We start from the raw sequence: 23,985 nt of genomic DNA, 5'->3' as shown, positions 1-23,985 counted from the left end.
ACTGCCGGTTGGGCGACTGGTTCCGAATTTTGCTTCGTGGGGCTTCTCTTCTAGAATCAGCCAAATTTTGTTTGGGGCCTACCATGGCTGGCAGTCAGATCGAACGTGTCTTCAGCGTGCTGGAAAGCCTGACCGGTGAACCGCAGGGTTTGCCGATGCAGACGTTGGCCGAGCAACTGGAAATCCCTAAAAGCGCGACTCATCGGTTGCTCGCCGAACTGATTCGCCTGGGTTACGTGCGGCAGAATCCGGACAACTTGCGCTATCACCTGTCGACCAAACTGGTGGCCATGGGCTTTCGATACCTGTCCGGCAGCGGTGCGGATATCGTTCAGCCGGTGCTCGATCGACTGGCCGGGGAAACCGGTGAATTGGTGCGTCTGGGGGTGATCCAGGGTGAGCGACCCGTCTGGATCGCCAAGTCCCAAGGCGCCCGCTCGGGTCTGCGCTACGACCCGGACATGGGCCGCGATGCACCTTTGTTCTACACGGCTTCCGGGCATGCGTGGCTGGCGTGCATGAGCGATGCCGAGGCGCTGTCGCTGGTCGAGCGGCAAGGGGCCGAATTGCCTCGGGACATCGGGCCTAATGCACCGCGTTCGAATATTGAACTGCTGGAGCGCTTGCGTCTGGCGCGGGAGCAAGGCTACGCCTGGGTCGAGGAAAGTTCGGCGGTGGGCACCTCGGCGATTGCCGCCGTGGTCCGTCATCCACTGGATGGGCGGGTTATCGGCGTGCTCAGTATTGCCGGGCCAAGCGCGCGAATGCCCGGTGCGCGCTTGCATGAGTTGGCGTCGACCTTGTTGAAGTATGCCGAAGAGCTTTCGCTGGCGAGCCAGGCGTCAGAGTTGTTCTATTGAGCGTGATGTCTGCTTGAATAGAGCGTGCGGTATTCGCACACTTTCTTGAGTCATTGATGTCGTAAAGTGGAACCAGGTTCTAAATTATTCCGGTCTCGCCTCCACTCATAAAAGGACTTCGTCTTGACGTCGCCCAGTAGCACCCCGCTTTCCGGCGTCAATCAGCCCTTCAAAGGGATCCTGCTGATCGTTGTCGCGACCTTCCTGTTTTCCAGCCACGACGCCTTCTCCAAATATCTCTCGGGTTTTTATCCCATTGTCATGGTGGTCTGGGCGCGTTACGTGGTTCACACCTTGCTGATGGCCGGGATTTTCCTGCCGCAATCCGGGCTGCGAGTGCTGCGTACCAAACGGCCATTGCTTCAGCTGATCCGGGCGCTGTGCCTGCTGGGTACCAGTCTGTTGTTCACCACAGGCTTGATGTACATCCCGCTGGCCGAGGCTACATCGGTCAACTTCCTCGCTCCGGTGCTGGTCACCGCGTTGTCGGTGCCGCTGCTTAAGGAACGAGTGACACGAGGGCAATGGCTGGCGGTGATATTCGGTTTTAGCGGGGTGCTGATCATCGTTCACCCCGGCGGTGATCTGTTTACCCCGGCGGTGTTGCTGCCGTTCTGCTCGGCACTGTTTTTCTGCTTCTATCAATTGCTGACACGCAAGCTCAGCGAGATCGACAGCCCGACCACCAGCAACTTCTTTGCAGGCTTGTGCAACACGCTGGTGATGAGTGCGCTGGTGCCGTTCTTCTGGCAGACGCCGAACCTGATGCATGGCGCGATGATGCTGGCGCTGGGGGCCTGCGGGATGACGGCACACCTGTTCCTGACCCAGGCTTTCCGCCTCGCGGCACCGGCACTGCTGGCACCGTTCAGCTATTGCCAGATCATCTTCGCCGGCCTGCTGGGCTGGCTGCTGTTTTCCCATACGCCGACACTGACCACCGTGCTCGGCATTGCCGTTATCTGCTGCAGCGGGTTGGCAGCAGCGTGGCAGCAAAGCCGCCGCTAAAAAAACTGTGGGAGCGAGCAGGCTCGCTCCCACAGGGGCATGGCGCCGAACGTTAGTCGGTAACGGTCGGAATCTTGCGCGGTGCCATGAAGTACATCCAGGTCAGCGCAATGAAGTACATCGCCGGAATCATGGTGAACAGCACGGTGTAGTTGTTGTTGGTGACGGTCAGGATATGGCCGACCAACTGGGTCATGAACATCCCGCCAATCGCCGCACACATGCCGCCGAAGCCGAACACCGTACTCATCATGTGCTTGGGCGTGTAGTCCATCACCAGGCTCCAGATGTTTGCAGTCCAGGCCTGGTGTGCGCCGATGGCCAGGGAGATGGCGAACACCGCGACCCACAGGTTGCTGGAGCCGGCCGCCATGATCACGCCGATGATGCAGCAGGCGAACAGGAACATGGACATCAGTCGCGCCTTGATCGGGTTGACTCCGCGACCGATCAGGAATGAGGAGAGGATGCCGCCGCCAACGCTACCGAAGTCGGCAGTGAGGTAGATGATGATCAGCGGAATGCCCATCTGGGTGACGTTGATGCCCAGGTTGTATTGCTGATTGAGGAACGGCGGCAGCCAGTACAGGTAGAACCAGAACACCGGCGCGGTCATCGAATAGGCGAGGGCGAAGGCCCAGGTGCCACGCATGCGCAGGATTTTCGAGAAGGGTACGCGGGTTTGTTCCGGCTCGACTTCGTTCTGGATGTAGTCCAGCTCCGACTGTTTGACGCTCGGGTGATCTTCCGGGTTGAAGTACTTCAGGCCCCAGAACAGCAGCCAGATCCCGCCCAGTGCCGACATGCACAGGAACGCGGCTTGCCAGCCCCAGACGTGCAGGATCAGTGGCAGCAGCATCGGCGTGAACATCGCGCCGACGTTGGTGCCAGCGTTAAAGATACCGGTGGCCACGGCGCGCTCGCCGGCCGGGAACCACAGGCGCGTGGTTTTCACGCAAGCCGGGTAGTTCGCAGCTTCAGTCAGGCCGAGGATGAAGCGACAAACCATGAAGCCGACCGCCGAAGTGGCCAGACCGTGGGCGCCGGTCGCCAGGCTCCAGAGCAGAACGGCGCAGAAGAACACGCGCTTGACACCGACCCGGTCGATCAACCGGCCCTGCAGAACGAACCCGATGGCGTAACCCACCTGGAACCAGAAGTTGATGTTGGCGTAATCCATCGCCGTCCAGCTCATTTCCTTGGCCAGGATGGGCTGCATCACGCCCAGGGCGGCGCGGTCGATGTAGTTCAGGGTGGTGGCGAAAAACACCAGCGCCAGCATGCCCCAACGGGTTTTGCCGACCGCCATGGCGCCGCGGATTTTGTCGCCGATGCCACCGGCAGTGGTGTTCATGGCCGCAGCCATGCGAGAGCTTTGGGAAGGAATCATGTGTGCCACCCGTTTTTTGAATTTGTTATTTGGTGTTTTGGACATCGCGGCCGGTGCTGCGTGTCCGGACTTAATGTGAGGGCGATGTTGGGCAGTGGACAAAAAATCGTCAATTCGCCAACCACCATTGTGTTCGATAATCGAACACAAAACTAACTGGGTAGTACACTTTAAATTGCCCAATGGACAACCCGGCTCAATAATCCGCTCACTCTTTTAAAAGCGGCGCAAATTCCCTGTAGCCGAAGCCTCCACCGGGAGCCGAAATATGCAGCGTTCCATTGCCACCGTATCCTTGAGCGGTACCCTGCCGGAAAAACTCGAAGCCGTTGCCGCCGCCGGGTTCGACGGCGTCGAGATTTTCGAGAACGATCTTCTCTACTACGACGGTAGCCCACGGGAAATTAAACAGATGTGCGCCGATCTCGGGATCGCCATCACCCTGTTTCAACCGTTCCGTGATTTCGAAGGCTGTCGGCGTGATCGATTGTCGCGCAATCTGGAACGCGCCGAGCGCAAGTTCGACCTGATGCAGGAACTGGGCACTGATCTGGTGCTGGTGTGCAGCAACGCCTCGGCCGAGTCCATCGGTGATGAACAAATTCTGGTCGACGATTTGCGGCTGCTGGCTGAACACGCCGGGGCACGCGGCCTGCGCATCGGTTATGAAGCGCTGGCCTGGGGCCGGCATGTGAACACATATCAACAGGTGTGGAACATCGTGCGGCAGGCCGATCACCCCAGCCTTGGCGTGTTGCTGGACAGCTTTCACACCTTGTCGCTCAAGGGCGATCCAAGTGCTATCGCCGAGATTCCCGGCGACAAGATCTTCTTCGTGCAAATGGCTGACGCGCCGATCCTGGCCATGGACGTGCTGGAGTGGAGCCGGCATTTTCGCTGCTTCCCGGGCCAGGGTGAATTCGACCTGCCGGGGTTCCTCGCACCGATCATCAAGAGCGGGTACACCGGGCCATTGTCGCTGGAAATCTTCAACGATGGTTTCCGCGCCGCGCCGCCACGGGCCAATGCCGCCGACGGCTTGCGCTCGTTGTTGTACCTGGAAGAGAAAACACGCGCGCGTCTGGCGCAGGAAGCCAAGCCTGCGGCCAACCCCGGGATTCTGTTCGAAACGCCCAAGGCCAGCGAGTACAACGGCATCGAGTTTCTGGAGTTTGCCGTGGACGAAAGCCTCGGCGCCAAGCTTTCCCTTTGGCTGGAGCGACTAGGTTTCGTCAAGGCCGGTCAGCATCGTTCCAAGAGCGTCAGCCTGCTGCGCCAGGGCGATATCAACCTGATCCTGAACTCGGAGCCTTACTCCTTCGGCCACAGCTTTTTCGAAGCCCACGGCCCGTCATTGTGTGCCACCGCCGTGCGGGTCAAGGACAGCGCCAGCGCATTGGCCCGAGCCGTGGCCTACAAGGGCCAGCCCTATCGCGGGTTGGTCGGCCCCAACGAATTGGAACTAGCGGCCGTGCGTGCGCCGGATGGTAGCCTGATCTATCTGGTGGATCAGCACGCCGATGTTTATGGCACCGACTTCAATCTGTACCCGCAAGCGCTGGTCAGCGGTGGCCTCAAACGCATCGACCACATGGCCATGGCGCTGCCGGCAGACAGCCTCGACAGCTGGGTACTGTTCTATAAGAGCCTGCTGGATTTCGAGGCGGACGATGAAGTCGTGTTGCCCGATCCTTATGGTCTGGTGAAGAGCCGTGCCCTGCGCAGCCGCGACAGTTCGATCCGCCTGCCACTGAACATTTCCGAAAACCGCAACACCGCGATCTCACACGCGCTGTCGAGTTATCGCGGCTCCGGTGTGCATCACATCGCGTTTGATTGTGATGACATCTTTGCCCAGGTCAGCCGTGCAAAAGAGGCGGGTGTGCCGCTGCTGGATATCCCGCTCAACTACTACGATGACCTGGCGGCGCGATTCGATTTCGACGACGAGTTCCTCAGCGAACTGGCCTACTACAACGTGTTGTACGACCGCGATGCCCAGGGCGGTGAACTGTTTCATGTGTACACCGAGCCGTTCGAGGGGCGATTCTTCTTTGAGATCATCCAGCGTAAAAACGGTTATGCCGGCTACGGCGCGGCCAACGTCGCGGTGCGGCTGGCGGCCATGGCCAAATCCCGTAGCGGCGCATTGCGCCAGGCGAAGTTGTAGGAAATTCGTAAACGCGGGATTAAACGTGGGCCGCGCGGCTTCCTTCACTGTGTTGCGCGGCCCATAATCGCCAGCCTGTGCAGTGATGGCCGTGAGCCCGCAATGACAATGACCTCAGAACTCCCCGCAGCCTCCGTAGAGCCGGGTGCAGAGCCGCGCAAGAGTCGCAAGAACAACCCGGAAAAGACCCGCGAAAACATCCTGCAGGAGGCGATTGTCGAATTCGTCCAGCAGGGGCTTTCCGGTGCTCGCGTCGATGCGATCGCCGAGCGCATCCACACCTCAAAGCGCATGATCTATTACTACTTCGGCAGTAAGGAACAGCTCTACGTCGAAGTGCTGGAGAAGCTTTACGGCGATATCCGCAACACCGAAAGCCGCCTGCACCTGACCGAACTGGCTCCGGTGGAAGCGATTCGGCGGATGGTTGAATTCACCTTCGATCACCATGATCGCAACGTCGATTTCGTGCGCATCGTCAGTATCGAAAACATCCACAACGCCGAGTATGTGAAGCGTTCCGAGGCGATCAGGGCGATGAACAACACCGTACTCGATTCCCTCGATGTGATTCTGCGTCGTGGCGTTGAAGAGGGTGTCTTCCGCGCCGGACTCGTCCCGCTGGACGTGCATCTGCTGATCAGTTCGTTCTGCTTCTATCGCGTTTCGAACCGCCATACCGTGGGTGAGATTTTCCAGATCGACTTGCCGGACGAACGCGTCAAGCAGCGTCATCGGGAGATGATTTGCGAGTCGGTGTTGCGCTACCTGCAAGCCTGATGCGGGGTGAGGGGATTGCCCCCTCACTTCACTCATTCAGCCATTCATGCTCTGGAAATGCTCAAGCATCCGCTGGGCATCAGGCACCACGCCGCTGAACAACTCGAACGCCTTCACCGCCTGAAACACCGCCATGTTGCCGCCGTCCAGCGTCCGGCAACCGATGGCGCGGGCGTTGCGCAGCAGTTCGGTTTCCAGCGGGAAGTAAACGATCTCCGCCACCCACAATTCGGCCCGCAGCAACGCGACCGACACCGGCATGCCCGGCAGTTTTTTCATGCCCATCGGCGTGGTGTTCACCAGGCCGTCAGCCCGGGTCATGGCGCTCGGCAGGTCATACCCAGCCACCGCCCGCCCGACGCCGAAATGCTGATTGAGGTTGTCAGCCAGATCCTGGGCGCGACGGATGTCCACATCGAAAATGCTCAGCTGTTGTACGCCTTCATTCAATAACGCGTGGGCCACCGCAGCACCTGCGCCGCCAGCGCCCATCTGTACGACACGTTCAACGGCAACGCCCTTCAATCCCCGGCGAAAACCCTCGGCAAAGCCCAGGCAGTCGGTGTTGTGGCCGATGCGTTTGCCATCCTTGAACACCACCGTGTTGACCGCACCGATACCGCGGGCTTCCGGCGAAAGTTCGTCGAGCAACGGGATGATTGCCTGCTTGCAGGGAAAGGTGATGTTCAATCCGGTGAAGTTCATGCGCTCGGCAGCCATCAGCAGGTCGGGTAGAGCGTTGCTGTCGAGTTTCAACGAATCGAGGTCAATCAAGCGATAGAGGTAACGCATTCCCTGGGAATCGCCTTCATGCTCGTGTAAGGCTGGTGTGCGGGAAGCCTGGATGCCGGCGCCGATCAGCCCGGCCAGTATCACGTTGTTCTGAGTCACGGCGATCACCCCTTCAAACGATGGCTGAAGTGTTCCAGCGCCAGGCGATAGCCGTGGCCGCCAAAACCGGCCAGCACGGCGGTGGCAATGGCGGATACGAACGAGTGGTGGCGAAACGGCTCGCGGGCGTGGACGTTGGACAGGTGGACTTCGATCACCGGCAGTTCGCTGGCGACGAGGGCGTCGCGGATGGCGACCGAGGTGTGGGTCCACGCGGCAGGATTGATGACGATCCCGGCGCAGCGACCACGGGCGGCGTGAATCCAGTCGAGCAATTCGCCTTCATGGTTGGTCTGGCGAAACTCCACTGCCAGACCGAACTCTTCAGCGGCGCGTGCGCACAGGGCCGAAATGTCCGCCAGGGTTTCGTGGCCGTAGGTCGCCGGTTCACGGGTGCCGAGCAGGTTCAGGTTCGGGCCGTTGAGCACCAGAACGATAGGGGACATCGGAATCTCTCCACTTATTATTTTTGGAATCGGCCGAGGTTTTCGGCCTGTGGAGATAAATTGTACTAACTAGTTAATTTGGTCAATTGAAGTGAAGGCACGCTGGCTGGTTGTGGGCGGTGATCGGACACTTTCGGTGTTCAGCGCGGCAAATGCTCCACCAGAAAATCAATGAACGCCCTCAGGCGCAGCGGCACATGACGACTTTGCGGGTAAAGCAGCGTGAATGGCCGCGAGCGCCCGCCATAGGGCTTGAGTACTTCCACCAGCGAGCCGTCGGCCAGTTCCTTTTCCACGATAAAACGGTAGGTCTGAAACAACCCCGCCCCGTGTTTGGCCAGGGTCACACCGCCCAGTACATCGTCGGAACAACTGAGGTTGCCCTCGGCCAGAATCTCCCGGGGCACGCCTTCATCGTTGAACAACCAGGCAATGCGTCGGCCGCTGCTGGGCAATTCGTACTGAATGCATTCGTGGTTTTCGAGGTCGTCGAGGGTTTGCGGGGTGCCGGCCCGTTTCAGGTAATCAGGGCTGGCGATCAACACCAGGGCGGCGTCTTCCAGCTGTCGGGCGATCAGGCCGGAGTCCGGGATGGCTCGCACACGAATCGCCATGTCGTAGCCTTCGCCGACGAAATCGATGTTGCGATTACTGATGTGCGACTCGACCTTCACCGCCGGATAACGCGCCCGAAATTCGGGCAACAGCGGCAGGATTCGATGATGCGCGTAGGTGGTCGGAATACTGATGCGCAAAGTACCGGACGGCACTTGCTGCTGGCCCATCACCTCACGCTGGGCCTCGACCAGTTGCGCCAGGGCCTGGCGGCATTCCTCGTAATAGCGGCGACCACTGTCGGTCAGCTTCACGCTGCGGGTGGTGCGCGCAAACAGGCGCACACCCAGGCGCTCTTCCATACGCGACACCGAACGGCTCACGGCAGCGGGCGTGACGCCTGCCACCAGCGCCGCGGCAGTAAAACTGCCGGCCTCGGCGGCCAGGCAAAACAGCTCGATGCTGCCCAACTGAAGATCGTCGAATTGTCGCTGCATGATTGATTACACCAAGGATCAAATGAAGAAGCTGGACCAGTATTTATCAGGTGCCAGTGCCTTAAAGAAAGGATTTCTTACCAATTCGCGTGGTGTTGCGCAGGTTCGGGAATCGCCAGGACGCTAGCCTGAGGGCGGAAGAAATGATTTCACCGGTCAATACCGATGGTCAGAATTTTCCAGGGAGTATCGGATTCTCGGATCCATTAACCTAACGGATGGGTTAGCATGAAGGTATGCAATTACAAAGGACTGTCGGTAGTGATCATGTTGCGAGACGAGCATTGTCCGCCTCATGCGCATGTGGAGGCGGGTACGTGGAGTGCGAGATTCAGGTTCAGCTTTTGGCACAACGGTGTCGAGCTCTGGGATGTAGTTCCGCTTTCGCGTCGGCCACCGTTGGCGGTGCTTGAGGGATTGCGCCAATCGCTCCAGCAACCTGCCCATTTGCGGCGCGCCCGGGGCATCTGGTGGCGAAAATTGCAAACGGCCTGTCTTGATAATCAATTGTGGGACTGGCAAAGCAACGAAGTCGTTGTGGTGAAAAGGGTTGTCAGTACTACCAATATGATTGGATCGGCTTGGTACGAACCTGAATCGAACAAGACGTTGCTGTCCCTGATAGGCGCACAGGAAAGTGTGGAGATCGAGTTATGAAAACGATAAAAGCCAAGGTTCAGGCTGATAATCCCGTAACGGAAAGTCGCCTGGACAAAGCCATCGAACGTGGCGAGTTACGTAGAAAAAATAGCCTGCAAGCGACAGCGGTTACCTATCTGGCCCCCTGTCTGGCCGTCGGCTTCGAAGATGGCAGCGGCGTATTGTTGCCCGTGGCCAACTATCCGGAGTTCGATGATTTCGAGGTCGAGGACTACGCCAGTCTGACTGTCGGCTACGCGGGTACTGCCCTGTGCCATGAAGGCAAGGACCTGCATGTATCTATCGCCGGGATGATTTCTGCCAGCAAGCCGCTGATGGCCATGGCGGCCTCGGTCGTCGCTTCGCGCAATGGTCGCCAGAGCAGCGCCGCAAAGTCTGAAGCTGCGCGGGCCAACGGCAGGAAAGGCGGGCGCCCGCGCAAGGTCGATGTTGTCTTGTAAGCTCCCACAAAAAAGCCGTCGTGAAGACGGCTTTTTTGTGCCTGGCAGGCGCCATCAACGCCGGGTCAACAACACCCCGGATTCCATGTGATGGGTCCACGGGAACTGGTCGAACATCGCGCACCGGGTGACGCGGTGGGTGTCGTGCAGTTGGGCGATGTTGGCCGCCAGGGTCTCCGGGTTGCAGGAGATGTACAGGATGTTGTCGAAGCGCCGGGTCAGCTCGCAGGTGTCCGGGTCCATGCCGGCACGGGGCGGGTCGACGAACACGCTACCGAACTCGTAGCTCTTGAGGTCGATGCCGTGCAGGCGGCGGAACGGACGCACTTCGTTCAGGGCTTCGGTCAGTTCTTCGGCGGATAGACGCACCAGGGTGACGTTATCCACAGCGTTTTCGCTGAGGTTGCTCAGCGCCGCGTTGACCGAAGTCTTGCTGATTTCGGTGGCCAGCACTTTGCGCACGCGGGTGGCGAGCGGCAGGGTGAAGTTGCCGTTGCCGCAATACAGCTCCAGCAAATCGTCGGTGCGATCGTCAAGCGCGTCGTATGCCCAGTTGAGCATCTTCTGGTTCACTGTGCCGTTGGGCTGGGTGAACGCGCCTTCCGGCTGGCGGTAGCTGAAGGTGCGGCCGCCGACTTCCAGCTTCTCGACCACGTAATCGTGACCGATAACTTCGCGTTTGCCCTTGGAGCGGCCGATGATGCTGACGTTCAGCTCGGCCGCCAGTTTCGACGCCGCCGCATGCCAGTGCTCGTCCAGCGGGCGGTGATAGCACAGGGTGATCATCGCGTCGCCGGCCAGGGTGGTCAGGAACTCCACCTGGAACAGCTTGTGGCTCAGGGGCGCACTCGCTTGCCATGCTGCCTTCAGCAGCGGCATCAACTGGTTGATGCGCCTGCTTGCGATCGGGAACTCTTCGATCAGGATTGGCGTGCGTTTGTCTTCTTGGGAAAACATCGCGTAGTGACGCTCGCCGGCCTCGCGCCACAGGCGGAACTCGGCACGCAGGCGGAAGTTTTTCAGCGGCGAATCGAAAACGGCTGGCTCCGGTGCATCGAACGGGGCCAGCAGGTCACGCAAACGAGTGACCTTTTCTTCGAGTTGAACGGCGTAGGCCTGGGAATCAAAAGTCATGCGTTGAACCAACCCAGCTTGATCACGAACAGAATCGACAGGATCACCAGCGCCGGGTTCAGCTCACGGCCACGACCGGACATCAGCTTGATGGCGGTCCAGGAAATGAAACCGAAGGCGATGCCATTGGCGATGGAATAAGTGAACGGCATGGCCAGCGCGGTGATCACCACCGGCGCGGCGACAGTGATGTCATCCCAGTCTATTTCGGCCAGGCCGGATGTCATCAGCACGGCGACGAACAGCAGGGCCGGTGCAGTGGCGAAGGCTGGAACGCTGGCGGCCAGTGGCGAGAAGAACAGCGCCAGCAGGAACAGGATCGCGACCACGACGGCGGTCAGGCCGGTGCGGCCACCGGCACTCACGCCAGCGGCGGATTCGATGTAGCTGGTGGTGGTCGAGGTGCCCAGCAGGGAACCGGCCATGGCTGCAGTGCTGTCGGCGATCAGCGCGCGACCCATTTTCGGCATGTGACCGTCCTTGCTCATCAATCCGGCACGCTTGGCGACGCCGATCAGAGTGCCGGAGTTATCGAACAGGTCGACGAACAGGAAGGCGAAGATCACGCTGACCAGACCAATGTCCAGTGCGCCCTTGATGTCCAGTTGCAAGAAGGTCGGGGCCAGGGACGGCGGCATCGACATCACGCCGCCGAACGGGGTGAAGCCCATCACGATCGAAACGATGGTCACCACCAGAATGCCGATCAGCACCGCACCGCGCACGGCAAGGGCTTCGAGGGCGACGATCAGGGCAAAACCGAGGGTGGCGAGGATCGGAGCCGGTTGTTTCAGGTCACCGAGGCCGACCATGGTCGCCGGGTTGCTGACCACGATACCGGCGTTGTGCAGGGCGATCAGCGCCAGGAACAGGCCGATGCCGGCAGCAATCGCCGAGCGCAGCGGTAGCGGGATACTGTTGATGATCCATTCACGGATGCGGAAGATCGACAGCAGAAAGAAACACACCGCCGAGATGAACACCGCGCCCAGTGCTACTTGCCAGGTGTGGCCCATGTGCAGGACCACGGTGTAGGTGAAGAAGGCGTTCAGTCCCATGCCTGGTGCGAGGGCGATCGGGTAATTGGCGATCAGGCCCATGGTCGTCGAGCCGATGGCGGCTGCCAGGCAGGTGGCGACGAACACCGCGCCCTTGTCCATGCCGGTCTCACCGAGGATGCTCGGGTTGACGAACAGAATGTAGGCCATGGCCAAAAAGGTCGTGACGCCCGCCAGAATCTCGGTCCGCACGTTGGTGTTGTGTGCCTTGAGTTGAAACAGCCTTTCCAGCATGTCTGCTCCCCGTGGCGCGTCGGGCGCCGTGAATGTATCGACCTCAACAGCAAAGCACAGGCAGCAGAACGCGCCTGGAAATTACTGTGGGCCGGAAAAAGCCGCGCATCATACCAGTAGCTTGGGGATATGGCTGCTTATGGCGGTGATCGTCGTCGATGTTTTGCGACAACACCAAGTACGCCATACTGCGCGCTGGTTTTTTGGGGGGGATGGGTCCTGCATGAAAAGGCGTCTGGTTAGCGTGTTCAGCGTATGGATGGCGTTGTTTCTCGGGGCTCAAACGGCCGTGGCGGCCTCGGCTGCGCCACTGACGCAATTGAAGGTGCTCAAGGTCGCGTCGCCGTCCTGTGGCGTTGAAAACATCGACGAAGGGCAAACCCGGACTCGCTGCGATCACAATGGCCCGAACATCACGGTGTACGTGCTGGAAGTCGGTTATGGACGCGAGGCCCATGTCGCCCTGGACGGTTTCGAAGTGAATGGCACCCGCACCCCGGTCTGCGCGTTCAAGAACGGCAACCTGACCAGTTGCACCCCCGGGGAAAAAACCGTCGGCTATTTGTATGCACTCGATCTGGCGGGCAAGCAGGAAGGCACGCTGACCTTCAGCAACACTTCGATCAACGCGCCCGGCAATACGATGTCGACGCAGCTTTACATCAAGTAACCACAGGTCCCGAACAAGGGGCAGGAAAGCTGACTACGCTTAAAAGATCATTCTGCGGACAATACCTGATGACCTTTAGAGCCTTGATTGCCCTCGCCGAGGGTACCGATGACCTGCAAACCGTGACCCTGATCGACGTACTGCGCCGCGCGAAAATAGAAGTGGTGGTGGCCAGTATCGAAGGGCGGCGCATGCTCACCTGCGCCCGCGGCACGCGCCTGACGTCCGATGCCATGCTGGTGGATTTACTGGCGCAGCCCTTCGACCTGATCGCCTTGCCGGGTGGTGCGGTGGGTTCGCAGCACTTGGCAGCACACCAACCCCTGCAACAATTGATCAAGGATCAGGCGGCAGCCGGTCGCCTGTTCGCCGGCATCGCCGAGGCGCCCGCCGTGGCGCTGCAGGCCTTTGGCGTATTGCGTCAAAGGCGTATGACCTGTTTGCCTTCGGCCAGCCATCAACTGTTGGGCTGTAACTTCGTCGATCAACCGGTGGTGGTCGATGGCAATTGCATCACGGCCCAGGGTTCAGGCGGCGCTTTGGCGTTTGCCCTGGCGCTGGTGGAGCAACTCTGCGGTAAAGCCACTCGCATGGCAGTGGCGGGGGAGTTGCTCGTTTAGAGAGCATCAGACTTTCGCCTCTTCCTTCTCTTCATCTTTAGCCACGTGCATGCGATCGCGGCTGGCCAGTGTCGGGAACAGTTTGACCCACACCCCGGTCACCACCAGCGTGCCGATCCCGCCCATGACCACCGCTGGCACAGTGCCGAACCAGTGGGCGGTCAGACCAGATTCGAATTCGCCCAACTGGTTCGAGGCACCGATGAACAAGCCGTTCACGGCACTGACCCGACCGCGCATTTCGTCCGGGGTTTCCAGTTGCACGAACGAGGCACGGATCACCATGCTGATCATGTCCGCCGCGCCCAACACCACCAATACCGCCAGGGAAAACCAGAACGAGGTCGATAGGCCGAAGGCGATGGTTGCCACGCCGAAGACGCCCACGGCGGTGAACATCACCCGCCCGACGTTGCGTTCCACGGCAAACCGCGCCAGGAACAGCGACATCAGCAGCGCGCCCACTGCCGGTGCCGAACGCAACAGTCCCAATCCCCAGGGGCCGGTCAGCAGAATGTCCTTGGCGAACACCGGCAGCAACGCCGTCGCACCACCCAATAGCACCGCGAACAGATCGAGGGAGATCGCCCCGAGAATGTCCGGACGACTGCGGATAAAGCGAATGCCTGCGAGCAGTGAATCCAGGGTGGCCTTGCCCTTGTTCAGCGGGGTTTGCCGGGCTGGCAGGTTGAGCATTAGCGAACAGGCGATGACATACAAAAACACCGTCGGGCCATACACCCAGACGCTGCCGAAGGCGTAGAGCAAACCGCCGAGGGCCGGGGCGACGATGGTGGCTGATTGCTGGGCCGATTGCGCGGCGGCCACCGCACGGGGAAACAGCGTGCTGGGCACGATGCCTGGCAGCAGGGCCTGGGTGGTCGGCATTTCAAAGGAGCGCGCGGCGCCGAGCAGGAAGGCCAGGATAAAGATCATTTCCCGGGTGACATGATCGGTGGCACTGCCAATGGCCAGCGACAGGGCAATCAGTGCCTGCAAGGACTGGCAGATCGCCGCGACCTTGCGTCGGTCATAGCGGTCGGCGACGTGCCCTGTGTGCAGCATGAACAGCACGCGCGGGGCGAACTCGACCAGGCCGACCAGACCCAGGTCGAGCACGTTGCCGGTCAATTGATACAGGTTCCAGCCGATGGCCACGGTGAGCATCTGAAAGCCGCTGGCGGTGAAGACCCGTGCCAGCCAGAACGCGAGAAAAGGGCGATGGTGACGTAACAGCAAGGGCTCTTGGCTGGGCATCTGCGGGAAAATCTGGGGAGAGGGGAACGACGAGATTATCACCAACCTGTAACAGAAAGTTGCCATAACAAAAACTTTAGTTAGCCAGACATCGATTTTCTCCAGGTTCCCACAGGAAAAGTATTTCAGCTCGTGACCAAGGCCGTGAGGCAACTTGTCACGCGGCAAAAGACCACGCGGTTCATCCCCGAAATTGGGACTACTCTTTCAACGTTGATTGATCCAGATCAAAACCCACAAAAGGAATTGATCCGGCGGCCGCAAGGCCAGATTTCCTGCGTTGTGATGCGTGCAAAAAAAGAACAAACAGAGATTCGCCACACTCCATATCCGTGGGGGCCGTGGGTGCAGGCTTCCAGCCAGCAGCCGTACTACCTGACAGAGGAAGACTTATGTTCGGTTTAGAGGCACTTGATCTCGCCCGAATTCAGTTCGCGTTCACCATCTCGTTCCACATCCTGTTTCCGGCCATCACCATCGGCCTGGCGAGTTACCTGGCGGTACTCGAAGGCCTGTGGTTGAAAACCCATAACGACACCTACCGTGACCTCTACCATTTCTGGTCGAAAATCTTTGCCGTCAACTTCGGCATGGGGGTGGTTTCCGGCCTGGTCATGGCCTATCAGTTCGGCACCAACTGGAGCCGCTTCTCGGACTTCGCCGGCTCGGTTACCGGGCCGTTGCTGACCTATGAAGTGCTCACGGCGTTCTTCCTCGAGGCCGGGTTCCTCGGCGTCATGCTGTTTGGCTGGAACAAGGTCGGACGTGGCCTGCACTTCTTCGCCACCGTGATGGTGGCCATCGGTACGTTGATCTCCACGTTCTGGATTCTCGCTTCCAATAGCTGGATGCAGACCCCGCAGGGCTTCGAGATCGTCAACGGTCAGGTCATACCCACCGACTGGCTGGCGGTTATCTTCAACCCGTCGTTCCCGTATCGCCTGATGCACATGGCCACGGCGGCGTTCGTCGCCACGGCCTTCTTCGTCGGTTCCTCCGCGGCCTGGCATTTGCTGCGCGGCAGGGACAATCCGGCGATCCGCAAAATGCTCTCGATGGCCATGTGGATGGCATTGATCGTCGCGCCGATCCAGGCAGTCATCGGTGATTTCCACGGCCTCAATACGCTTGAGCATCAGCCGGCAAAAATCGCCGCGATCGAAGGCCACTGGGAAAACAAGGGCGACGAGGCGACCCCGCTGATCCTGTTCGGCTGGCCGGACATGAAGGAGGAGAAAACCAGGTTCGCCGTCGAAGTCCCGTACCTGGGCAGCCTGATTCTCACTCACTCCCTGGACAAACAGGTCCCGGCACTCAAGGAGTTCCCGCCTGAAGACCGGCCGAATTCGACCATCGTGTTCTGGTCGTTCCGGATCATGGTGGGCCTGGGCATGCTGATGATCTTCACCGGTTTGTGGAGCCTGTGGCTGCGCAAGCGCGACACCCTCTACACCTCGCGGCCGTTCCTGTACCTGGCGCTGTGGATGGGGCCGTCCGGCCTGGTCGCGATCCTCGCTGGCTGGTTCACCACCGAAATCGGCCGTCAGCCGTGGGTGGTCTACGGCCTGATGCGCACGGCGGATGCGTCGTCCAACCACAGCTTCATGCAGATGAGCATCACCCTGATCCTGTTTGTCGTGGTTTATTTCGCGCTGTTTGGCGCCGGTCTTGGCTACATGATGCGCCTGGTGCGCAAGGGGCCGAAGACCGACGAAGGCAGGGAAACCAACGACGGTGGCCCCGGCCAGAAACGCACACCGGCCCGTCCGTTGTCCGCAGCCGACGACGATCATGCCGATGCCGGCCACAGCCTGACCAAGGAGATTTGAATCATGGGTATTGATCTTCCGCTGATCTGGGCCGTGATCATCATCTTCGGCATCATGATGTACGTGGTCATGGACGGTTTCGACCTGGGTATCGGCATTCTCTTCCCGTTCATTCCGGGCAAGACCGATCGCGATGTGATGATGAACACCGTCGCCCCAGTGTGGGACGGCAACGAGACCTGGCTGGTATTGGGTGGCGCGGCGTTGTTCGGCGCGTTTCCGCTGGCCTATTCCGTGGTGCTCTCGGCGTTGTACCTGCCGCTGATCCTGATGTTGGTCGGGTTGATCTTCCGCGGTGTGGCCTTCGAGTTCCGCTTCAAGGCCAGGGACGACAAGCGCCATCTGTGGGACAAGGCGTTCATCGGTGGCTCGGTCACTGCGACGTTCTTCCAGGGCGTTGCGCTTGGCGCGTTCATCGATGGGCTGCCGGTGGTCAATCGGCAGTTCGCCGGTGGTTCACTGGACTGGCTGACACCGTTCACGATGTTCTGTGGTGCGGCGCTGGTGGTGGCGTATGCGCTGCTCGGTTGCACCTGGCTGATCATGAAGACCGAAGGCAAGTTGCAGGAACAGATGCATGACCTGGCCCGGCCATTGGCCTTCGTGCTGCTGGCAGTGATCGGCATCGTCAGCATCTGGACCCCGTTGGCCCACGCAGAAATCGCCGCACGCTGGTTCACCATGCCGAATCTGTTCTGGTTCATGCCGGTGCCGATTCTGGTGCTGGTGACGATGTACAGCCTGATCCGCGCCGTGGCCCGCAACGCGCACTACACGCCGTTCCTGCTGACCCTGGTGCTGATCTTCCTCGGTTACAGCGGGTTGGGTATCAGCCTGTGGCCGAACATCATCCCGCCATCGGTCTCGATCTGGGATGCCGCCGCGCCGCCGCAGAGCCAGGGCTTCATGCTGGTGGGCACGCTGTTCATCATTCCGTTCATCCTGGGCTACACCTTCTGGAGCTACTACGTGTTCCGCGGCAAGGTCACCCATGAAGACGGCTATCACTAGCCCTGTGCACCACGAACCTTTGTAGGAGCGAGCTTGTTCCGGGCGGCGCTCCGACGATGGCGTCCTCACAGACGCCATCCACCTTAAACGGAGTAATGAGCCATGTCTGGCAAACATTCCCTGCGCGAAATTGAAGAAGCCGAAAAAAAGCCGCTGTGGCAGCGGCTCAGCTGGTTGGCCCTGATCTGGGTCGGCAGCGTGGGCGCCTTGTTCATCGTCGCCAGCCTGATGCGTCTGTTCATGAACGCGGCCGGTCTGACCACGCACTGACATCTCTCCCGTGGCCTCAGGGCACGGATTTACGACCCTCCGACCGGAGGGTTTTTTTTCGATCTGTTACTTGCGTGCCTTGAGGATCACGAATTTCGGATTGGCCGCCACTTGCTCGACGCCACGGAACAATCGCGCCAGTTTGCTGTGGTAGCCCAGGTGACGATTGCCGACGATGTAGAGCGCACCGCCCACGACCAGCGCTTCACGGGCTTGCTGGAACATCCGCCAGGCCAGGAAGTCGCCCACCACCTGTTGCTGGTGAAACGGTGGATTGCACAGCACGACATCGAGCGATTGCGGTTCCTGGCCGGCCAGGCCATCACCGGCGCGCACGATCACCTCCCGTTCACCCAAGGCTGCGCGCCAGTTCTCGGACGCCGATTGCACCGCCATGAACGACTCGTCCACCAGCGTGTAGTGGGCCTCGGGGTTTTGCAGGGCGCTGGCGATGGCCAGGACGCCGTTGCCGCAACCGAGATCGGCGACCCGCGCCGAACCGAGGTTTTTCGGCAGGTGTGGCAAAAATGCCCGGGTGCCGATGTCCAGGCCTTCGCGGCAAAACACATTGGCATGGTTGAGCAGTTCGATGGCCGGTTCGTCGAGTCTGTATCGCGTAGGGTAAGGCGACACCGCTGGCGTTTTGTCCTGAGCCGTGGCAATCAATAGCCGCGCCTTCTTCACCGCCAACGAGGCTTGCACGGGGCCGATGTAACGCTCCAGCAAGTCGCCCGCTGCCCGGGGCAGATGCTTGATCATGGCTGCGGCAACCACTTGGGTACCGGGTGCCAGTTGGCCTTGCAGGCGAATCAGTTGTTCTTCCAGCAGCGCCAGGGTTTTCGGTACACGGATCAGCACGCAGTCGAACGGCCCGGCAAGGGTTTCGCTGGCGGGTACGCTCGGCACCGCATCAAACACCAGGCCGTTGCGCACCAGATTCTTTTCCAGCCCCTGCAAGGCCAGGAACGAATCACCGCTGCTGACCACTTGCACCTTGCCCGCCAGGCTGGCCGCCAACGCGCCGAAACTGTCATTGAGCACCAATACCCGGGTGTCCGACGCCGGCTGCTGTTCGGCCAGATGATTGAGCAGGTATTCATCGGCTGCATCGAAAGCTTGCAGCGGTTCGTTCTGCTGTTCGGGCTGGCGGATCAGGTCGAGGCTGGCGAAGGGTGTTTCGAGCAAAGGCATGGGGCGGGGCTCTGGGTAATCAACGGATGTCCCGCTGCCTAAGGCGTTGGAGCGGGCGGAGCCGACCGAGTGTACTGCGTCGTGAAGGTCTACACGCCATCACTCAGGAGGGACCGCAAATGGTACGTTTTTTTTGCCTGGATTACCCGCAGGTTTTCCCGTAGTCGGGCGCTTTCAGATGGCTCCCGACCGAGCCGCGGCGATGACTGCCGCAATCTTGTTGTTGACGCCGAACTTCTCGATAGCCCTGTGCACATGAAAGTTGATGGTGCGTTCACTCAAATTGAGGATCCTGGCAATTTCATAGGCAGTCTTGCCATCGGCCGACAGTTTCAATACTTCGAGTTCCCGCCGTGACAAGGGGGGAGCCTGGGGGGGAGCCGGTTTTTTCGGTTGCATTGCGATCGCCAGAGCGTGCAAATGGCGGCTGATGAACACCGAGAACCCAAGATGCTCGTACAGCTCATAGGCTGAAATCGGGCAATGGCTTCTGGCCAGGCTGAAAATGCTGCGCAGACCGGTTTCCTCATCAAAGATCGCCTGGGACCAGCCATGCTGCAAGCCTTGTTGTCGCAGCAACTGCCATAACCATGGCGTCCTGGAAAAAAGCTCTTCACTCCAGAGAACAGGCAACATTGAATGATTGCAATGCGCCACTATCGGGTCTATTTGCGTGGCGTTGTTTTTTTCATATTGAGTATTCCACTCATGGGGGAAGTTGTTCAGGTTCACCGTACTGGTGTCGACCCCGAATGAGTTCGAAGTAATTGAAAAGCCACAAAATTTATATCCAAGGTTTCTAGCGAAACTGAGCGCGATTCGATAGGCAGTATTGATCTCTTGTGTGCGCGCCAATTGTTTGAGCTGCGACTCCTTCCAGATCTCCATACAGTGATCTCCATTAGTGTGTCTTCTGGGTGCAGAATTGGATCCAAGATCCGGCACGCCACGAAGTGTAGGACATTTCCTACGGAAGTGGTTCGACAATTTTGTTATTTTGACTGTTGGAAAAGTGTGCTCAAGGTTCTTAGGAAATAAATGGTTATGAAATGCCACATATAATTTTATATGTAGGGTTGTATTCGTATTCTGTAATCGACTACTAGTGCGCATTAATGCCACTACAAATTGTCGGTGGTTACGCTGCTTTCTTTGCGGGACACTGGGGTATCTGTTGATTGGAGCCTTCCATGTCCGTCAGTGAAGAAAAATTTACGCGCCAGACCTTGCTCGAGGTTCATCCGTTGACTCCGAACCTGTTTACCCTGCGCGCCACGCGGGATGCAGGGTTTCGTTTTCGGGCGGGGCAGTTTGCCCGGTTGGGCGTCACCAAGGCTGACGGCAGCACGGTATGGCGCGCCTACTCCATGGTGTCCTCGCCCTTTGACGAGTTCCTCGAGTTCTTTTCCATTGTCGTACCGGGCGGTGAGTTCACCAGTGAGCTGAGCCGCCTGGGCGTTGACGACACATTGCTGGTCGACCGCCAGGCCTTCGGCTACTTGACGCTGGACCGTTTTGTCGATGGCCGCGATCTGTGGTTGTTATCCACAGGCACGGGCATCGCGCCGTTCCTGTCGATACTCCAGGATTTCGAAGTCTGGGAGAGATTCGAGCGGATCATCCTGGTCTACAGCGTTCGCGAAGCCCGGGAACTGGCTTATCAGGAGTTGATCGCGGGGTTGGCGCAACTTGAGTATCTGGCTGAATACGCACACAAATTGCAATTCATCGCCACAGTCACTCGTGAGCAGCATCCTGGCGCATTGAACGGACGGATCACCACACTGATTGAAAGCGGCGAGTTGGAGCGCAGCGCGGGAGTTGCGCTGACGCCTGAGCATTCACGGGTCATGCTGTGCGGCAACCCGCAGATGATCGATGATACGCGCAAGTTGCTTAAACAGCGGGACATGCACTTGAGCCTCAGCCGGCGCCCCGGCCAAGTGGCGGTGGAAAACTTCTGGTAAGCAAAACGGCGCCTCAAAGGCGCCGTTTTATGCCAATGCAGTCAAGGCCGGTTGTTTTGGGCCTTGAGCAAGTCGCGGATCTCGCCCAGCAACTCTTCTTCCTTGGTGGGAACCGGCGGCAGGCTAGGGGCCACGGACTCCTCACGCTTCAGGCGGTTGATGGCCTTGACGCCCATGAAGATCGCAAAGGCGACGATGACGAAGTCGATGATGGTCTGGATGAACTTGCCATAGGCCAGCACCACCGCAGGAATGGCGCCGTCTGCTGCCTTGAGCGTTATGGCCAGATCACTGAAGTCCACGCCACCGATCAGCATCCCGATTGGCGGCATGATCAGGTCACCGACAAACGACGTAACGATCTTGCCGAAGGCCGCACCGATGATGATGCCGACGGCCATGTCGACCACGTTGCCTTTGACCGCGAAGGCCTTGAACTCGTTTAGCACGCCCATAGGTTATTCCTTGTTACAGATGAGGTAGATGTGCGCAGTGTAAATCAGCCAATCGCATCCTGCTCGAATCAACTGCCTGCTGTGCTTGCCAGCCATTGACCCGGGTGGCGTTGAAAAATTCACCGATTGATCTCATCTGAGGTCGGGCAGGCCTTCTGCGGAGTTCGCATGCGACGTTTTTTTCAGCGAAATAGCGTCATTTGTGTGGGCGAGCCAAGGTTGAGCGACCATTCCTGAATCGGGACGTTCAAGATGATCGGGCAGTTAGTGGCCGAGAGGTCGCATTGAAAATTAAATGCAGCTGCAGTGATATTAACTGTTCCGTTAGTTCGGGGCGTCTGACAAGTTGCGCGTTTCTCTGAATCACTGCTGCGTGTTGTGTGAATGTTTTAGAAGTTGTGCAAAAAGTATGTAAGTGAACAAAGTCTGTATAGGTTTTCAAAACGTGCGGTATGGCATGTCCCTAGAATTTATTGGCCGAGTTGAGTAAAAAACTTATACAAGGTTTGTAGGTTGGGTGCATCTGAATATACCTGTGTTTAATAAGGTTATTTGAAGTCGTCAATAGGGGCGCGAAATATCTGGCCGCACTCGCGCGCCCTGGCTGAGCTATCATCGCGTTTTTTTCCGGGAGTTCCGATGGCCAAGGCCAAGCGCATGTACGGCTGCACCGAGTGCGGCTCAACCTTCCCCAAATGGGCCGGCCAGTGCGGTGAGTGCGGGGCCTGGAACACGCTTACCGAAACCATGGTGGAAAGCGGCGGGGCAGCCGCCCCCAGCGGTCGTACCGGCTGGACCGGCCAGCAGGCGCAGATCAAGACTCTGGCCGAAGTCAGTGTCGAAGAAATTCCGCGCTTCTCCACCGCTTCCAGCGAGCTGGACCGGGTTCTGGGTGGTGGTCTGGTGGATGGCTCGGTGGTGCTGATCGGTGGCGACCCTGGCATCGGCAAGTCGACCATTCTGTTGCAAACCTTGTGCAACCTCGCCAAGAGCATGTCGGCACTGTACGTCACCGGTGAGGAATCCCAGCAGCAAGTGGCCATGCGTGCGCGGCGCCTGGGGTTGCCTCAGGATCAATTGCGGGTCATGACCGAAACCTGCATCGAAACCATCATTGCCACGGCCCGTCAGGAAAAGCCCAGGGTGATGGTGATCGACTCGATCCAGACGATCTTTACCGAGCAATTGCAATCGGCACCGGGCGGTGTATCCCAGGTGCGCGAAAGCGCGGCGTTGCTGGTGCGTTATGCCAAACAGAGCGGCACGGCGATTTTTCTGGTGGGCCACGTCACCAAGGAAGGCGCGCTGGCTGGCCCTCGGGTGCTGGAGCACATGGTCGACACCGTGCTGTATTTCGAAGGTGAGTCTGACGGGCGCCTGCGTCTGCTGCGGGCGGTGAAGAACCGCTTCGGTGCAGTCAATGAACTGGGCGTTTTCGGCATGACCGACAAAGGTCTGAAAGAAGTCTCCAACCCGTCGGCGATTTTTCTGACCCGTGCCCAGGAAGAAGTCCCGGGCAGTGTGGTGATGGCAACATGGGAAGGCACACGGCCGATGCTGGTGGAGGTTCAGGCGCTGGTGGACGACAGTCACCTGGCCAACCCGCGTCGGGTCACGCTGGGGCTGGATCAAAACCGGCTGGCGATGTTGCTGGCTGTGCTGCACCGTCACGGTGGCATTCCGACCCACGATCAGGACGTGTTTCTCAACGTGGTCGGCGGGGTCAAGGTGCTGGAAACGGCGTCCGACCTCGCGCTGATGGCAGCGGTGATGTCCAGTTTGCGCAACCGGCCGTTGCCCCACGATCTGCTGGTATTCGGTGAAGTCGGGCTTTCCGGTGAAGTGCGTCCGGTGCCGAGCGGTCAGGAGCGTTTGAAAGAAGCTGCCAAGCACGGCTTCAAGCGGGCCATCGTGCCCAAGGGTAATGCGCCGAAAGAGGCGCCGGCTGGATTGCAGATTATTGCTGTGACCCGGCTGGAACAGGCACTCGACGCGCTGTTCGAGTAACTGACAGACGAAACACAAACCCTGTAGGAGCGAGCCTGCTCGCGATTGCAATCTGACAGTCACATTGCTGCTGGCTGACACACCAAAATCGCGAGCAGGCTCGCTCCTACAGGGGGAATTCGATAATGGCTAGATTTCGATCAGGGCACCCAGTTCGCGTTCCAACTCTTCTGGATCAGCGAGGTTGAGCTCGATCAATCGCCGCAGGCGCTCGATGGACTCCAGGCTGATGTGCCGGCAAACAAACCCGAGTTGGCCATGGTCGTCGTGGGCCAGTTGCACATCCATGGTGATGCCGGCGTCTTCGCCCAGATGAATGTCGACCAGAAAATCCTGCTGCGGATTGCCCAGCCACGGATCGGGTCGCTCGATCAGCAACCCCTTGAGCGACAGATCAATCAACGTCACCGGCCAGGTGAACTCACCCTGACTCAGCTCGGTTCGGGCATCGAACGCAATACGTTTGAAGCGGCGACGTTCGGCGGGGTGCTCGCTCATGGCGCGATCCTCGTAGATGTACGCTGACTATAGACCTGCATACTTCAAGGCGGCCAGCGCGTGCAGGTGTCCAGACCAATGTCGGGG

The 23,985-nt window shown here is 59.2% G+C and carries 24 protein-coding genes; 13 read left to right on the top strand and 11 right to left on the bottom strand.

Translation table 11 applies throughout. The features are described 5' to 3' along the window. Positions 1–83 precede the first annotated feature (83 nt). Together AC1DU9_RS07895 and AC1DU9_RS07890 are read left to right on the top strand one after the other, a co-directional pair. The gene (locus AC1DU9_RS07895) at positions 84–860 is read left to right on the top strand and encodes an IclR family transcriptional regulator (RefSeq protein WP_223461002.1); all 777 of its coding nucleotides are present in this window, start codon (positions 84–86) and stop codon (positions 858–860) included. Between the two features lie 123 nt (positions 861–983). Continuing rightward, positions 984–1,868 carry a DMT family transporter gene (locus AC1DU9_RS07890; RefSeq protein ID WP_223461004.1) on the top strand — a complete coding sequence of 295 codons (885 nt, stop codon included), beginning with the start codon at positions 984–986 and terminating at the stop codon, positions 1,866–1,868. Between the two features lie 52 nt (positions 1,869–1,920). Here AC1DU9_RS07890 and AC1DU9_RS07885 read toward each other — a convergent pair whose 3' ends face one another. Further along, complete coding sequence (locus AC1DU9_RS07885; protein ID WP_223461006.1) at positions 1,921–3,258, bottom strand: MFS transporter; 1,338 nt, start codon at positions 3,256–3,258, stop codon at positions 1,921–1,923. Between the two features lie 268 nt (positions 3,259–3,526). On the opposite strand from AC1DU9_RS07885, the gene quiC reads away from it, so the two are divergent. Together quiC and AC1DU9_RS07875 are read left to right on the top strand one after the other, a co-directional pair. Further along, positions 3,527–5,428 (top strand): 3-dehydroshikimate dehydratase QuiC, encoded by a 1,902-nt coding sequence (gene quiC, locus AC1DU9_RS07880; RefSeq protein WP_223461008.1) that lies wholly within the window; start codon positions 3,527–3,529, stop codon positions 5,426–5,428. A 102-nt stretch (positions 5,429–5,530) separates the two neighbouring features. Then, positions 5,531–6,208 carry a TetR/AcrR family transcriptional regulator gene (locus AC1DU9_RS07875; RefSeq protein ID WP_223461011.1) on the top strand — a complete coding sequence of 226 codons (678 nt, stop codon included), beginning with the start codon at positions 5,531–5,533 and terminating at the stop codon, positions 6,206–6,208. Between the two features lie 36 nt (positions 6,209–6,244). Here AC1DU9_RS07875 and AC1DU9_RS07870 read toward each other — a convergent pair whose 3' ends face one another. The 3 genes from AC1DU9_RS07870 to AC1DU9_RS07860 all read right to left on the bottom strand — a co-directional run bounded on the left by AC1DU9_RS07870 (position 6,245) and on the right by AC1DU9_RS07860 (position 8,597). Continuing rightward, positions 6,245–7,099: a shikimate dehydrogenase gene (locus AC1DU9_RS07870; RefSeq protein WP_223461013.1), complete on the bottom strand. Its 855-nt coding sequence runs from the start codon at positions 7,097–7,099 to the stop codon at positions 6,245–6,247. Positions 7,100–7,104: 5 nt separating this feature from the next. Next, a complete protein-coding gene (gene aroQ / locus AC1DU9_RS07865) occupies positions 7,105–7,545 on the bottom strand; it encodes a type II 3-dehydroquinate dehydratase (RefSeq protein WP_223461015.1) in 441 nt (146 codons plus the stop codon). 140 nt (positions 7,546–7,685) lie between these two features. Then, positions 7,686–8,597 (bottom strand): LysR family transcriptional regulator, encoded by a 912-nt coding sequence (locus AC1DU9_RS07860; protein WP_223461017.1) that lies wholly within the window; start codon positions 8,595–8,597, stop codon positions 7,686–7,688. A 228-nt stretch (positions 8,598–8,825) separates the two neighbouring features. Here AC1DU9_RS07860 and AC1DU9_RS07855 point away from each other — a divergent pair, with 228 nt between their 5' ends. Together AC1DU9_RS07855 and AC1DU9_RS07850 are read left to right on the top strand one after the other, a co-directional pair. Further along, on the top strand, positions 8,826–9,254 hold the full coding sequence (locus tag AC1DU9_RS07855) for a DUF4160 domain-containing protein (RefSeq protein ID WP_223461019.1): 429 nt from the start codon (positions 8,826–8,828) through the stop codon (positions 9,252–9,254). After that, entirely contained in the window at positions 9,251–9,697 is a 447-nt protein-coding gene (locus AC1DU9_RS07850; protein WP_223461021.1) for a DUF2442 domain-containing protein, read from the top strand. The genes AC1DU9_RS07855 and AC1DU9_RS07850 overlap by 4 nt, the downstream gene beginning before the upstream one ends. A 54-nt stretch (positions 9,698–9,751) precedes the next feature. Here the strand turns inward: AC1DU9_RS07850 and trmA are convergent, their stop codons facing one another. After that, positions 9,752–10,831 carry a tRNA (uridine(54)-C5)-methyltransferase TrmA gene (trmA, locus tag AC1DU9_RS07845; RefSeq protein WP_223461023.1) on the bottom strand — a complete coding sequence of 360 codons (1,080 nt, stop codon included), beginning with the start codon at positions 10,829–10,831 and terminating at the stop codon, positions 9,752–9,754. After that, positions 10,828–12,123, bottom strand: a complete 1,296-nt coding sequence (locus AC1DU9_RS07840; RefSeq protein WP_223461025.1) for an NCS2 family permease — start codon at positions 12,121–12,123, stop codon at positions 10,828–10,830. The genes trmA and AC1DU9_RS07840 overlap by 4 nt, the downstream gene beginning before the upstream one ends. 223 nt (positions 12,124–12,346) lie before the next feature. Between AC1DU9_RS07840 and AC1DU9_RS07835 the strand changes: the two genes are divergently transcribed. Then, the gene (locus AC1DU9_RS07835; protein ID WP_223461027.1) at positions 12,347–12,793 is read left to right on the top strand and encodes a DUF4879 domain-containing protein; all 447 of its coding nucleotides are present in this window, start codon (positions 12,347–12,349) and stop codon (positions 12,791–12,793) included. A 68-nt stretch (positions 12,794–12,861) separates the two neighbouring features. Beyond that, positions 12,862–13,413, top strand: coding sequence for a DJ-1 family glyoxalase III (locus AC1DU9_RS07830; protein WP_223461029.1), 552 nt, complete (start codon positions 12,862–12,864; stop codon positions 13,411–13,413). Positions 13,414–13,419: 6 nt separating this feature from the next. Here the strand turns inward: AC1DU9_RS07830 and AC1DU9_RS07825 are convergent, their stop codons facing one another. Continuing rightward, a complete protein-coding gene (locus AC1DU9_RS07825; protein WP_223461031.1) occupies positions 13,420–14,670 on the bottom strand; it encodes an MFS transporter in 1,251 nt (416 codons plus the stop codon). A 392-nt stretch (positions 14,671–15,062) separates the two neighbouring features. Here AC1DU9_RS07825 and AC1DU9_RS07820 point away from each other — a divergent pair, with 392 nt between their 5' ends. From AC1DU9_RS07820 to AC1DU9_RS07810, 3 genes are all read left to right on the top strand, one after another. Then, a complete protein-coding gene (locus AC1DU9_RS07820; protein ID WP_223461033.1) occupies positions 15,063–16,499 on the top strand; it encodes a cytochrome ubiquinol oxidase subunit I in 1,437 nt (478 codons plus the stop codon). A 3-nt stretch (positions 16,500–16,502) separates the two neighbouring features. After that, a complete protein-coding gene (gene cydB / locus AC1DU9_RS07815) occupies positions 16,503–17,510 on the top strand; it encodes a cytochrome d ubiquinol oxidase subunit II (RefSeq protein WP_223461035.1) in 1,008 nt (335 codons plus the stop codon). Between the two features lie 102 nt (positions 17,511–17,612). Continuing rightward, entirely contained in the window at positions 17,613–17,780 is a 168-nt protein-coding gene (locus AC1DU9_RS07810) for a DUF2474 domain-containing protein (protein WP_223461037.1), read from the top strand. 66 nt (positions 17,781–17,846) lie between these two features. Here AC1DU9_RS07810 and AC1DU9_RS07805 read toward each other — a convergent pair whose 3' ends face one another. Both AC1DU9_RS07805 and AC1DU9_RS07800 read right to left on the bottom strand, forming a co-directional pair. After that, entirely contained in the window at positions 17,847–18,971 is a 1,125-nt protein-coding gene (locus AC1DU9_RS07805) for a methyltransferase (protein WP_223461039.1), read from the bottom strand. Positions 18,972–19,145: 174 nt separating this feature from the next. Next, entirely contained in the window at positions 19,146–19,859 is a 714-nt protein-coding gene (locus tag AC1DU9_RS07800) for an autoinducer binding domain-containing protein (protein WP_223461041.1), read from the bottom strand. 302 nt (positions 19,860–20,161) lie between these two features. On the opposite strand from AC1DU9_RS07800, the gene AC1DU9_RS07795 reads away from it, so the two are divergent. Continuing rightward, a complete protein-coding gene (locus AC1DU9_RS07795) occupies positions 20,162–20,938 on the top strand; it encodes a ferredoxin--NADP reductase (RefSeq protein ID WP_108216399.1) in 777 nt (258 codons plus the stop codon). A gap of 41 nt (positions 20,939–20,979) precedes the next feature. On the opposite strand, the gene mscL is transcribed toward AC1DU9_RS07795, so the two are convergent. Further along, positions 20,980–21,393, bottom strand: coding sequence for a large-conductance mechanosensitive channel protein MscL (gene mscL, locus AC1DU9_RS07790; RefSeq protein WP_108216400.1), 414 nt, complete (start codon positions 21,391–21,393; stop codon positions 20,980–20,982). Positions 21,394–22,032: 639 nt separating this feature from the next. Here mscL and radA point away from each other — a divergent pair. Beyond that, positions 22,033–23,400, top strand: a complete 1,368-nt coding sequence (radA, locus tag AC1DU9_RS07785; protein ID WP_223461043.1) for a DNA repair protein RadA — start codon at positions 22,033–22,035, stop codon at positions 23,398–23,400. Between the two features lie 129 nt (positions 23,401–23,529). On the opposite strand, the gene AC1DU9_RS07780 is transcribed toward radA, so the two are convergent. Beyond that, positions 23,530–23,898, bottom strand: coding sequence for a PilZ domain-containing protein (locus AC1DU9_RS07780; protein ID WP_223461045.1), 369 nt, complete (start codon positions 23,896–23,898; stop codon positions 23,530–23,532). Between the last annotated feature and the right edge of the window lie 87 nt (positions 23,899–23,985).

It is taken from the genome of Pseudomonas sp. P4_C1 (assembly GCF_056402155.1).
Note: the sequence above shows the minus strand (reverse complement) of the source record. Positions and strands in the feature narration are given on the sequence as shown.